The 12,478-nt window shown below is 61.8% G+C and carries 8 protein-coding genes and 5 pseudogenes; 7 read left to right on the forward strand and 6 right to left on the reverse strand.

Annotation, left to right across the window (positions count from 1 at the left end; translation table 11 throughout):
- Positions 1-39 precede the first annotated feature (39 nt).
- Both HDG34_RS37680 and HDG34_RS39700 read right to left on the reverse strand, forming a co-directional pair.
- Positions 40-1,473, reverse strand: coding sequence for an amidase (locus HDG34_RS37680; protein ID WP_184068831.1), 1,434 nt, complete (start codon positions 1,471-1,473; stop codon positions 40-42).
- Between the two features lie 1,107 nt (positions 1,474-2,580).
- A pseudogene (locus tag HDG34_RS39700) lies at positions 2,581-2,781 on the reverse strand (IS6 family transposase); the annotation flags it as partial.
- A gap of 256 nt (positions 2,782-3,037) precedes the next feature.
- Here HDG34_RS39700 and HDG34_RS37690 point away from each other — a divergent pair.
- Positions 3,038-3,235 carry a tautomerase family protein gene (locus HDG34_RS37690; protein ID WP_184068834.1) on the forward strand — a complete coding sequence of 66 codons (198 nt, stop codon included), beginning with the start codon at positions 3,038-3,040 and terminating at the stop codon, positions 3,233-3,235.
- Between the two features lie 78 nt (positions 3,236-3,313).
- Here HDG34_RS37690 and HDG34_RS37695 read toward each other — a convergent pair whose 3' ends face one another.
- The 3 genes from HDG34_RS37695 to HDG34_RS37705 all read right to left on the reverse strand — a co-directional run bounded on the left by HDG34_RS37695 (position 3,314) and on the right by HDG34_RS37705 (position 6,207).
- Positions 3,314-4,249: an SMP-30/gluconolactonase/LRE family protein gene (locus tag HDG34_RS37695; protein ID WP_184068837.1), complete on the reverse strand. Its 936-nt coding sequence runs from the start codon at positions 4,247-4,249 to the stop codon at positions 3,314-3,316.
- A 16-nt stretch (positions 4,250-4,265) separates the two neighbouring features.
- Entirely contained in the window at positions 4,266-5,120 is an 855-nt protein-coding gene (locus HDG34_RS37700) for an SDR family NAD(P)-dependent oxidoreductase (protein WP_184068840.1), read from the reverse strand.
- Positions 5,121-5,292: 172 nt separating this feature from the next.
- Positions 5,293-6,207, reverse strand: a complete 915-nt coding sequence (locus HDG34_RS37705; RefSeq protein ID WP_184068843.1) for a LysR family transcriptional regulator — start codon at positions 6,205-6,207, stop codon at positions 5,293-5,295.
- 206 nt (positions 6,208-6,413) lie between these two features.
- On the opposite strand from HDG34_RS37705, the gene HDG34_RS37710 reads away from it, so the two are divergent.
- The 3 genes and pseudogenes from HDG34_RS37710 (at position 6,414) to HDG34_RS37720 (ending at position 9,227) form a co-directional block, all read left to right on the forward strand.
- A complete protein-coding gene (locus tag HDG34_RS37710) occupies positions 6,414-7,475 on the forward strand; it encodes an aldo/keto reductase (RefSeq protein WP_184068846.1) in 1,062 nt (353 codons plus the stop codon).
- 166 nt (positions 7,476-7,641) lie between these two features.
- Positions 7,642-8,184, forward strand: a pseudogene (locus tag HDG34_RS37715) (transposase).
- Positions 8,185-8,277: 93 nt separating this feature from the next.
- Positions 8,278-9,227: pseudogene (locus HDG34_RS37720) on the forward strand (aldo/keto reductase).
- 226 nt (positions 9,228-9,453) lie between these two features.
- Here the strand turns inward: HDG34_RS37720 and HDG34_RS37725 are convergent.
- Positions 9,454-9,769: pseudogene (locus HDG34_RS37725) on the reverse strand (DDE-type integrase/transposase/recombinase); the annotation flags it as partial.
- Positions 9,770-9,793: 24 nt separating this feature from the next.
- On the opposite strand from HDG34_RS37725, the gene tnpA reads away from it, so the two are divergent.
- The 3 genes and pseudogenes from tnpA (at position 9,794) to tnpC (ending at position 12,093) form a co-directional block, all read left to right on the forward strand.
- Entirely contained in the window at positions 9,794-10,246 is a 453-nt protein-coding gene (tnpA, locus tag HDG34_RS37730) for an IS66-like element accessory protein TnpA (RefSeq protein WP_260321470.1), read from the forward strand.
- Complete coding sequence (gene tnpB / locus HDG34_RS37735) at positions 10,243-10,575, forward strand: IS66 family insertion sequence element accessory protein TnpB (protein ID WP_184068849.1); 333 nt, start codon at positions 10,243-10,245, stop codon at positions 10,573-10,575. Before tnpA ends, tnpB begins: the two co-directional genes overlap by 4 nt.
- Positions 10,576-10,605: 30 nt before the next feature.
- A pseudogene (tnpC, locus tag HDG34_RS37740) lies at positions 10,606-12,093 on the forward strand (IS66 family transposase).
- Positions 12,094-12,478 lie beyond the last annotated feature (385 nt).

Raw genomic sequence — 12,478 nt, forward strand, 5'->3', positions numbered from 1 at the left:
TTGATGTGCGTCGAAATGGCAGATCGTCACGGTACGCTCCTAGCCGACGAGCAACGGCGGCAGCCGATGTTCCCACGGCGCAATTGCCTCGAACGCCGCGCAGAACTGCAGCACGTCGCCATCTGCGAAGCGCGGCCCGATGACCTGCAAGCCGATTGGCAAACCTGACGGACTCCAGCCGCACGGCACGCTCGCCGCTGGGTTGCCGGACAGATTGAATGGGTACGTGAACGGTGTCCAGCGCGCCCACGGCACCGCGGTGTCGTCGACGCCATCGAGGTCAGATGGCGCAATCCGGTCCGCGTCGAACGGAAGAATTGGCAGCGTTGGCGTCAGCAGCAGATCGAAGCGCTCGAACAGCTTGTGGACTTTGCAAGCGAACGCCGCGCGCTGCTGGACCGCGGTCAGATAGCCGGCCAGATCGTAGTCCGCAGAACGTTCGATTAGCGTCGCGAAGCCCGGTTCGAGCTCCTCCTTGCGATTGGCAAGCGACTTGCCGTACACGATTCCGCGGCCGCCGACCCATAGGGCCTCGAACGTCGGCAACGGGTCATGCCATTCGAGCGCGGGCATATCAATCGTGACTGGCAGCGTCCGCGCAATCTGATTGACCGCCGCTTCAACTGCTGCCGCAACAGCCGGATCGACGTCAACGTTGAACAGCGTCGGACAAAACGCGACGCGCAGCGGCCGCAGCGGCGAATCGCAACGCGCGAGGAACGTTTCAGTCGGTGCTGGCAACGCTTGGTGATCGCGTGGGTCGGGACCGGATAGCACGTCGAACAGCAGCGCGCTGTCGCGCACCGTCCGTGTGATCGGACCGGCATGGCTGAGCATTTCGGTCGCCGACCAAGGCCACGTCGGAATCCGGCCGAGCGAGCCCTTGAGCGCGAACGTGCCACAAAACGCACTGGGAATCCTTACCGAACCGCCACCGTCCGAACCGAGCGACGCGGGCACCATCCGTGCGGCGACCGCGATTGCCGAACCCGAACTGGAGCCGCCGCTCGTGAGTTGTGGGTTCCAGGGATTGCGGCCGTTGCCGAATACGCGCGACAGGCTCGCGCCGCTCCAACCGAACTCAGTCGTCGCGGTCTTGCCGACGATGATCGCCCCCGCATCCTTCAGGCGTCGGATAATCGGCGCATCATCCGACGGCACATAGTCGAGCGCGGTCAGCGAACCCCGCGTCGTCCGCAGACCAGCGGTCGAAAACAGGTCCTTGACGCCGAACGGAATGCCATGCAGTGGCCCTCTAAAACAGCCGCGGGAGGCTTCGAGCGTCAACGTTTCGGCCTCAGCCGCCGCCATTTCGGCGTAGATGTCGCCGAATGCGTTCAATGTGGGATTGTGGGTTTCTATCGCTTTCAGGCTGTGCGCTATCAACTCACCCGGCGTCAGGCTGCCGTTCCTGATCCGATCAGCGGCATCAAGAACCGTCGGCGCAGAGACGCATTTTGACTCGTATTTCATCCTAAATCCTGAATGGGACAGCGCATTGGCTGGTTGGATGCATTACAGGTTGGACAAAAACTGGTGTCAAGCGCGTTTTATTGGTTTTGTTGGTTTTGTTGGATATGTTGGGTCCGACCATCCACTCAAGGGCTCTCGCTGGCAAATCAGGCGCTCGAGAATTTGCGTCGATCAGGCAGGAACAGTCTCACGAGTTCGCAACCGGAATCCTCCCGGCCCAACTATGCCCGCCCAAGGCCGCGTCGTCAGCCACAGAATTGGCGGGCAGCGCATTGGTTCTGACTGAACCTGAAAAAGTAGGTCGGATGTGACGCAACAGTCGAAAAAAGCCTACAGCGACCGGGCCGGGGCGGCGCAATTACGTGACTCTGGGCTGTCCATTTAACCGGAGTTAGGGATTTGCCTCCACGGGCGACTCGGCGAAGGTCGCTCCAAGCTGGGCGGATGCCGGTGTCCTGGCCTTCGCCCCTGGCTCACGTGGAGCACCAGAAAACCGTCGGTACCAGACCAATGTCCAGCGGTTGAGACATCAATGTGATTAGCTGTGTGGGTATCCGTTAGAGGCATTCGATACCCCGTTCGCAGCCCGCACCTGGGCTGCGGAACTGGTGCACTGGTACAACCACGAACACCGCCACAGTGCGATCCGCTTCGCGACACCGGCCCAGCGCCATGCCAATCTTGCTCAGGACATCCTCGAGCGCCGCACAGCGCTCTACGAGGTTCGCGCGAACGTCATCCGCTACGATGGAAAGGTGCCACGCGGGACTGGCAGCGCGCGTTCATGTCGTGCACCTCAATCCCGATCGGGCTGAGCCGACCGTCGACATTCGACAATCTCATAACCAGGAGTTAAAAGCAGCCTGAATTCCAAACGTCGAGGCGACAACTAGCTGGAAAACTTCCCGTTGAAGGCGGAAATGCCAACGCACTGCGCAATTGATGACTGCAGCCGGAAAGCGGTGGCCGAATACGGTGCGGTCATTGCACAAACAGCGTTGAAAGTACGGCAGCAGCTTCCGGCGATTATTGACGACGAACACAACGAGCTAACAGCGTTGAGTCGGTCAATGATCCGCGATATGTACGAGCGGTATTGTCAACTTGACGCTTCGCGACCGCCAGACCGAACTTCGTCGCCCAGCACCGCACCGTTTCGTACATAAGCTCGATTCCCCGTGCCGCCAGCATCTCCTCAACCATGCGCCGGCTGAGCGGGAACCGGTAGTACAGCCACACCGCGTAGCTGATGATGTCCGGCGGAAATCGATAGCCCTTGAACGAGATCGGCGCCTCGGCCGACAGCAAAACGGAAACGGAAGCTTTCTTGATGCCCCATATATTCGTCGACCCCGGCGCCAACTTGACAATACCTCGACGCGTCCTGACCACGGCTGCAAGATCAGCTGGAACTTGCCACCGACCGCGGCCGCTTGAGCCGCTGAAAAATCGCCGGGAATCAGTTTCAGGCGTATGTTGGCTTCGGCGGCCAGGCTTGAGCACACGCCGTCCAGTGACGCTATGATTGCGCCTGCAGTTCCTTGCCAATCCACTGGAGTACGTCATGCCGGAAGTCGTTGTTTACGCAGTAGCAGGGCGCTCACCCGAGCAAAAGAAAGCGCTGATGACGGGGATTACCAAAGCTGTGGTTGACAGCCTCGGTGTCCTCGCTGAACAGGTTGTCGTGCAGATTGTGGAATCTCCAGCAGACTCCAAGTCAAGAGGCGGCATTCCGTTCAGCGAGCGCCAGCGCACGTCCTAATTCGCACGAATCCACATCATCACCGCCCCGTGCGCGGTGGCACCGCCGACCGGGCGCGGACGTAATCCGCCGGCGCGCTCAGGTTGCGACCGCCGCAGCCGTATCGACGTATAGCGCATACAGTGACTGCCCGGCCGCCATGAACAGCCGGTTGTGCGCTGCGCCGCCGAAGCAGACGTTCGCGCAGCGTTCGGGCAGGGCGATGCGGCCAATCGCGCTGCCGTCCGGCGCGAATACCATCACACCGTTCAGTCCCGGGCCGGTGCCCCAACCGGCCCACAGGTTACCGTCCGTGTCGCAACGGAAACCGTCTGGCGCGCCGTTCTCGCCCGCATCGACGAATACGCGTCCGTGCACGAGGCGCCGACCGTCCTCGACATCGTACACACGGATGCGCCTTGGCTTCGAGCCCGATTCGACGATGTAGAGGCGGCGTTCGTCGGGCGAGAAGCAGATGCCGTTCGGATTGACGATGTCGCCGGCGACCACCTCCGCCCGGCCGGTGGCCGGGTCGAGGCGGTAGACGTTGGTCGGCAGCTCGGGCTCAGCCTTGACACCCTCATAGTTGTTAGAGATGCCGAACGGCGGATCGGTAAACCAGATGCTGCCGTCGCTCTTCACGACCACGTCGTTTGGCGAGTTCAGCCGCTTGCCGTCGAAGCGGTCGAGCAACACGGTCAGCGTGCCGTTGTATTCGGTGCGCGTCACGCGCCGGTTGCCGTGCTCGCAGGTGATGAGCCGCCCCTGGCGGTCCCGTGTATTGCCGTTCGCGTACCCGGAGGGCTTGCGAAATATCGAAGTCGCGCCGGATTCCTCGTCCCACCGCATGATGCGGTTGTTCGGAATGTCGCTCCACAGCAGGAAGCGGCCGTCGCCGAACCACACCGGTCCTTCGCCGAAGCGCATGCCGGTCGCAAGCCGCTCGACCGCCGCGCTCGTGATCCGGTATTTGAGGAAGCGCGGATCGAGCACTTCCACTGCGGGATCGGGATAGGTTTCGCTTTGCTGCCACATGGTGCTGGCCCTTGAGTCAGCGGGGCTGCTTGACGAACGCTTCGAATGCCGTGGCGTAGTCCGGATGCCAGCGCGACAACGCGGGCCGGTTCTCGACGATATCGCCCGCCGCCCATAGAATGCGCCGTTCGTCGAGCGAACGCGGCACGTCGTTATCGGGACACAGTATGTAGAAGTCGCCGGCGTCGAGACGCTCGAACATGAAATCGACGGTCTGCTCGGGCGTCCATGCGGCGGCGGGCTTTTCCACACGGCCGTTCCGTGTGAGTTCCGTGAACACGAAGCCGGGAATCAGCAGATGAGCGCTGATCCGGCCGTCGGCGGTATTGCGCAGTTCGTGCTGCAGCGCTTCGGTGAACGCTTTCAGACCGGCCTTCGCAACGTTGTATGCGGGGTCGCCCGGCGGCGTCGTGATGCCTTGCTTTGAACCGGTATTGATCACGAGCCCCGGACGGCCGCGCTTGATCATGCCCGGCACGAAGACCTGCGTGCCGTGGATCACGCCCCACAGGTTGACACCCAGCACGCGCTCCCAGTTCGCGGTTGGACCGAACATGCCGCTGCCGGGCTGAATGCCGGCATTGTTCATCAATACATCTGTTCCGCCGAAGCGTTCGACGACGGTTGCGTGCAGGCGGCGAACATCGTCGGCGACAATGACGTCGGTCTCAACCGCAAAGACGTCTTGCGTACCGTTTGCGCTCAGCGCGGCGATTTCCTCCACCGCCCGCGCGAGGCGGTCGGCGCCGAGGTCGGCAATGCAGATGCGCAGCCCAAGCTGCGCAAAGCGTTTGGCAGCAGCCAGGCCGATGCCGGCGGCGGCGCCGGTGATCACGGCGACGGCGCCGGGGGTCAGGGCAGAATGAGTCATCAGAATCCTCGTTGATGCGTGCCGGATTCGCGACGCCAACCAGCGACTGCGATCGCGATCCGTTGGAACAGTGAGTCGGCGATCCTAGCATGAACTTTTTTGCGTGACCGACGGCGCTCCCGCTGATGAGTGGTCCGAAGCATGCGCGGTACCGCGCGGTGCCAGTCAAGCGTCAGTTCGCCACCTCGGGCAATTTGAGCAAGTCCAGGAAAGCACGGGCGACGGGTATAAGCGGTTCTCCGGCGCTTCCCCTAAAAACCGCCGCGAGTTCCCAGCAGGGCTCATCGGCTTCGCGCAGGCTCGCCGTTGCGACCGGCGCCCCGCGCGTGTTGCTCCCCCTTGCGGCGGCCACCGATTCGGGCACCATACTGATCGCAAGCCCGTGCGCGGCCAGTTCAAGCAACATCGGCATGTCGTTGACCTCGAAGCTGGTCTGGCGCTGCAGTCCTGCCGCCGCAAAACTCCGATCGACGAGCCGCCGCACGCTCCACTCCGGGCGCAGGTCGGCGAATGTTTCGTCGACGAGATCGGCCAGCGCCAGCCCGCTGGCGCCCGCAAGCCGATGATGTGTCGCGCAGACGACGACCATTCCTTCGCATGCGAACATGTGCGATCCGAGGTCGTCGAGCGGCGTATCCGGTGGCTGTGTGAACGCGAGGTCTAGGCGCCCCTCCCGCACCCCGTCGATCAATGCGCGCGATCCGTCCAGTGTCAATTCGATATCGATCCCACCGAACGCGGCCCGAAACTGTCCTAGAGAAGCGGGCAGGTCGACGAAAGGCGCGAGACCGTGAATCGCACCGATACTCAGCCTGCCGCGTGCAAGCCCGTGGACCTGCGTTACGGCGTGCCGCGCGTCGCGCGCGGCAGCCAGTACCCGCTGCGCCTCGGCGAACAGCACTTCGCCGGCAGGCGTCAAAGCGACTCGCCTCGTGCTGCGATTGAACAACGGTCCGCCCAAGTCTTCTTCCAGCGAGCGGATCGACGCAGACAAGCCGGACTGCACGAGGTTCAGACGCCGCGCCGCGCGCGTGAAATGTCGCTCTTCCGCGACCGCCACGAAATGTTCCAGCTGCTTCAAATCCACGTTTGCACTCTTTCTTGCAGAGACGATTAATCACAAAAATTGCACGATTGAATCACATCTTTCTATTGGCATGATAATTCAGTCTCCGTTATCGTGGGATCCCTGGGCACGTCAAAGAACACTGGGCACCCAATGCGGGCGCCATCGGACTGAACTACCGCCCGCCGGCTGTGAATCCTTGCAACATACATGGAGATTGCTTCATCATGGACTACCGTCAACTCGGCCGTTCGGGCCTCAAGGTGTCGACCATCACGCTAGGCACGATGACGATGGGCGGCAAAGGCAAATTCGCCAGCGTCGGGGAGGTCAGCCTCGACGAGGCGCGCCGCCAGATCGACATGTGCATCGACGCGGGCGTCAACCTGATCGATACGGCGGACGTCTATTCGAACGGTGCGTCGGAGGAAATCGTCGGCCAGGCGCTCGGCGGCAAGCGCAAAGGCGGCGTGCTGATCGCGACGAAAGCCCGCTTTCCCATGGGTGACGGCCCGAATGACCGGGGCCTGTCGCGGCATCATTTGATAGAAGCCTGCGAGGCGAGCTTGCGCCGTCTCAAGACCGATGTGATCGACCTCTACCAGGTGCACGAATGGGACGGACTCACACCGCTCGAAGAAACGCTTGAAGCGCTCGAGCTGCTGGTCCGGCATGGCAAGGTCCGATATGTCGGCTGCTCGAACTACTCAGGCTGGCACCTGATGAAAGCGTTGCATGTAAGCGAACGCGATCGCCTGTCGCGCTTCGTGAGCCAGCAGATCCATTACACGCTCGAAGCACGTGAAGCGGAGTACGAACTCGCGCCTATCGCGCTCGATCAAGGCTTGGGCATTCTCGTCTGGAGCCCGCTCGCAGGCGGCTTGCTGTCGGGTAAGCACCGCCGCGACTCGACACCCGAGGGCACGCGTCAGCTCGCGGGCTGGACGGAGCCGCCGATTCGCGACGCCGAACGACTGTGGTCGATTGTCGATACACTTGTCGAGATCGCCAGCGAGCAGAACGTCTCCGCCGCTCAGGTCGCGCTCGCATGGACGCTCGGGCGCCCCGCCGTCACGTCGGTCATCATCGGCGGGCGCAACGAGAAGCAACTGCTCGACAACCTCGGCGCGGCGAATCTCAGGCTGAGCGCCGAAACGCGCGAACGGCTCGACAAGGTGAGCGCGCCGCCCCTGCTCTACCCGTACTGGCATCAGGTGCAGACCGCACACGATCGTCTTTCAGTTGCGGACCTGTCACTGCTGGGGCCCTATCTCAAGGCGTCGCGGTGATGCGGCGACATCGACCTGCGGCCGTCCTGAAGGATCGCAGGTCTACACGGCTATCGTCGGCTGTAGAAAAGTCGGTCATATTTCCATGCCCGGGCGCTCTCGAAGGTTCTGTTGCAATAGCGGAGGCGGGCATGCTGCGGGACCTTACGGAATGATGTGAACGACAATGAAAGCGCTGAGTCCGACGGTAGCCAAAGTGCTGAAGCGGTTGCACTATCAGCTCGAGATAATGTTGGTGTGCGTGCGTTGGTGCGTGGCCTACCCGCTCAGCTTGCGCAATCTCTAGAAGATGATGGCCGAACGGGGTGCGCGGTCGATCATTCGACGTGCACCGGTGGGCCATCAAGCTTCTGCCGGTGCTTGAAAGGGCGTTCCGCCGCTGCAAGCGCCCGGTCGGCAAGCGCTGGCGGATGGACGAAACCTATGTGAAGAGAGCGGTGCCAATCTGGCCGGCCTACATGCCGTGAATGCCGAGCGTGAGACGCCCATCAAGATCCGCCAGGCCAAGTATCTGAAAAATATCGTGGAACAAGGCCATCGGGCGATCAAGCGCCGTACCCGGCCCATGTTGGGATTCCATGATTTCCCTTGTGCCCGCATCTTGTTGAGCGGCATCGAACTCATGCATATGATCGCCAAAGGGCAGATGAAAGACGCACGCAAACTCAAGCCATCGGCCGCCCGGCAATTCTACTCGCTGGCGATGTAAGTAAGCCTCATCATATCGCTATCGTTCACCCAAATCGCCTTACCGCGACAGAACCCTTAGTGTTTCCAACCCACGTCTCAGAGTAGAGAAAAAATGCAACAACACACCATTGGAACGTCGGATCTTCGAATCGCACCCCTCGTCTTTGGCGGCAACGTGTTCGGCTGGACGGCCGATGAGCGCACGTCGTTTTCCATCCTCGACGCCTTTGTCGACCTTGGCTTGAACTTCATTGATACCGCCGACAGCTATTCGCACTGGGCCAAGGGCAATCAGGGCGGCGAGTCCGAGACCATCATCGGCAAGTGGTTCAGGCAAAGCGGCAAGCGGGAAAAGATCGTGCTCGCGACCAAGGTAGGCATGTGGAAGAAGCGGCCAGGCTGTCGGCGGCGAACATCGAGGCAGCCGTCAACGAGTCGCTGCGCCGGCTACAAACCGATTACATCGACGTCTATTTCTCCCACATCGACGACGACAAGACGCCGCTCGAAGAGACGCTCGGCGCATATCAGAGGTTGATCGAGGCGGGGAAAGTGCGCGTGATCGGAGCGTCGAACTTCAGCGGCGAGCGGCTCGAGGCAGCACTGAAGGTATCAAAGGAATCGGGGTTGCCGGCGTATCAGGTTCTTGAGCCGGAGTACAACCTTTACGATCGGGAGGGCTACGAAACCGATCTCGAGCCAGTCGTGCAGGCGCACAAATTGGCGGTGGTTACTTACTTCAGCTTGGCAAGCGGTTTCCTGAGCGGAAAGTACAGTTCGAAGGCCGACGCCGCGAAGGGTGCGCGCAGCGCGCTTGTGGACAAGTATTTCAACGACCGCGGGTTACGGATCATCGATGCTCTTGTTGAAGTCGCGAAGCGCAACAACACGACACCTGCAACGGTGGCAATCGCTTGGATCATCGCGCGGCCGAGCGTGACGGCGCCGATTGCCAGTGCGACGTCCGTCGAGCAACTGAAAGGGTTGGCTGCAGCAACTCACTTGCAGCTTTCTTCCGAAGACATGAAGCTGCTCGACGAAGCCAGCGCAGCGGCGCAATAACCGAGCAGGTACTGTCACCCATTGAAAGGCGCTTGCCAACTGGTTGCGCGTTTCGAGCAGGCTCGGCGCAGCGCGGTGGGACAAGCCCATGGGATGGGAAGGAATCGCGACAGCCAGGCGTGCGATTCGACGATGTGTGTTGTTGTGTCGTTGTGCGAAGTTATCGGCATGGTGCGGGCGAGCGTCGTGCGCTGCTACGTCGACGAAATCCCGATCCACCGGCTCCCCGATTTGCGGTTGCGGCATCTGGCTTCGGCATGAAGGCGACATCGTCACGCTTCATCGTTTCCACGAAGCTTTCTGCCATGCCGTTACTTTGCGGACTGCACACCGGTGTGGTCAACGGTTTCAAACCAATGTCAGACGCAAAGGTCCTGGTTTTCTCCGGCTGTGTAGCCTGAGCCGTTGTCCGTCAGCCATTCAATTTCAGCCGGTGCCTTCGAGACGTTGCCAAAGCGCTTCTCGACGGCTGCCAGCATGACGTCACGCACCACGTCGCCACTGTGGCCACCAGTTGTCGCCACCCAGCTCATCGCTTCACGGTAAGCACCTCACGACGACCGTCGTTGACGGCGGCGAGAAGCGACATCAAAGTGGTGCCCATCATTTTCGATTTGATGGACATCACTGTGACAGAGTCGGAAGCCAGGCCGGGTAGCCGCAAGGGACGCCTGAATTATGATCGCGAGTTTCGACGCCGGCTTGCGGCCGCTGCATGCGAGCCTGGTGCATCGGTCGCGAAGCTGGCGCGGGACAATGGCATCAATGCAAATATGCTGTTCACCTGGCGGCGTCGCTATCGCGAGCAATTGCAGGCGGAAACGACGTCGCTGATTCCCGTGGCGGTGGTCCATGAAACGCCGCCGCAGTGGCGATGCCCCCAGATGCAAGGGACGTCGGCAACCGGACTGCACGAGCCGGGACGATCGAGATCCAAGTTCGGTGACGTGGTAGTCAAGGTGGACGGCATCGTCGACGCCGATACGCTACGGGTCGTACTGGGGAGCATGCGATCGTGATCTCTGTTCCCACGGGTACACGCGTCTGGCTGGTGGCAGGCGTCACCGACATGCGCTGCGGGTTCCAGGGGCTGGCGGCGAAGGTGCAGACGGCGCTCGAGGACAATCCGCTGGGTGGCAACGTGTTCATCTTCCGGGGCCGGCGCGGCGATCTGGTGAAGGTCATGTGGGCGACCGAGGACGGGCTCTGGCTTCTTGCGAAGCGGCTTGAGCGGGGCCGCTTCGTCTGGCCGCAGGCCGATCATCTGACGGCGGCGCAATTGTCGATGTTGCTCGAAGGCATCGATTGGCGGCAGCCGCGTCGCACCGCTGCACTGTCGATGTTGTAAACCGAGCAGAAGACTCGTAAACTGCGCCGCATGTCGAACGGCGCCGAACTTCCTGACGATGTTGAAACTCTGCGAGCCTTGCTGGTCGAGGCTCGTGCCCAGCTTGCCGAGCGCGATCTGGAGATCGAGCAGCTCAAGGCGCAGCTCGACAAGCTTAGGCGCATGCAATTCGGGCGCAAGTCCGAGCAGTTGGACCGGGAGGTTGCACGGCTCGAAACCGCGCTCGAGGACTTGACGGGCGAGCGCGGCGTCTCTGATGTGCGGCGCGCCCGCCAATCAAGCGCGAGCACGCCTGTGGGCAACGCATCGCCGAAAGAAGCGCTGCCGCCGCATCTGCCACGCGAAGAACGCGTACTCGACGCCGACGCAACGTGTCCGAAATGCGGCAGCGCGAGATCCGGCGCAAGACGGTCTGTCCGTGCGGCCACCACTTCTCGCAGCCGCCGATGCACGGCCTGCCGATTACGCGCAGCATCGCCCATCCGAGCCTGCTGGCCGACATCGTCGTCTCGAAGTACGCTGACCACGCCCCGTTGTACCGGCAGTCGCAGATTGCCGCGCGCGACGGCGTGAAGCTCGATCCGGCCAGCATGGGCCGCTGGGTCGGCCAGTGCGAGGCCCTTTGCGATGCACTGACCGAGGCACTGCGCCGCCACACGATGGCACCGTCGAAGCTGCACGCGGATGACACGCCGATCCCGGTGCTCGAGCCGGGCAAGAAGAAGACAAGGACCGGGCGACTGTGGGTGTATGTGCGCGATGACACCCGTTCGGGCTCGACCGAACCGGCCGCGGTGTGGTTTGCTTACTCGCCCGACCGCAAAGGCATCCACCCCCAGACCCATCTCGCTGGATTCGAGGGCATCCTGCAGGCCGACGCCTACAGTGGCTTCAACGAACTGTACGAGAGCGGCAAGATCCGTGAAGCTGCATGCTGGGACCACGCGAGACGGTACATATACGACGTGCATGCCCGAACGCCTACCGAGGCGACCCGAGAGGTGCTCGAACTGATCGGTGGACTTTACGGCATCGAGGCGGATATCCGTGGCAAACCCGCTGCTGAACGGCTGTGCGTGCGGCAGGAGAAAAGCGTGCCGCTGCTCGCGACCATCAAGACGTGGATGACGGACAAGCTCGCGACGCTGTCGAAGAAATCCGACCTTGCCAAAGCGATCCGTTACTCGCTCAAACCAGTGGGACGCGCTCGCGCTGTACTGCGAAGAGGGCCGTGCTGAGATCAGCAACGCCCTGGCCGAAAACGCGCTGCGCTGTGTGAGTCTGGGCCGCAAGAACTTCCTGTTCGCCGGCTCCGACAGCGGAGGCGAGCGGGCAGCCGCGATGTACGGTCTGATCGGCACATGCAAGCTCAACGGGATCAACCCGCGCGCCTACCTCGAATACGTACTGACCCATATCGCTGACCATCCCATCAACCGTATCGACGAACTGTTGCCCTGGAACGTGGCCACGAAGCTGCCTCGGCAGTCTGGCCCATCGGCGTCTGCAGACACGTAACCCGATTCCCGATCATGCCTCACGCGGGCGCCGCGTTGCGGACGGCCGTCGCGAGGTGCTTACGCTTCACGGTCACAGCAATCCAGAGCGAACGTGAGTGTCACCAGGCTCACTCGCGCATTGAGTTGCGGGAGTTGCAGCGCAAGAGACCCGATGAACCCTGTAGCCACGGCGTTGCGCGCGGTGTACACGGAAAGCAGAGGAAGCGGCTTGAATGTCACTTTCGAGCGTCCAACAGGTGACGCTTTAGTTTGAGGTTGCAACGAGCATGTAGCCGAGGCCCCACACTGCTTAGTCTCTAGTTCCAAGTGCAACACCTTGAATGAGGTAGGGTGTTGCGATGAAGAAGAACTACAAGCATTTGAGTGCGGAAGAACGCGCGGCG

Origin of the sequence: Paraburkholderia sp. HC6.4b (assembly GCF_014200875.1) — a bacterium.
GTDB lineage: Bacteria > Pseudomonadota > Gammaproteobacteria > Burkholderiales > Burkholderiaceae > Paraburkholderia > Paraburkholderia tuberum.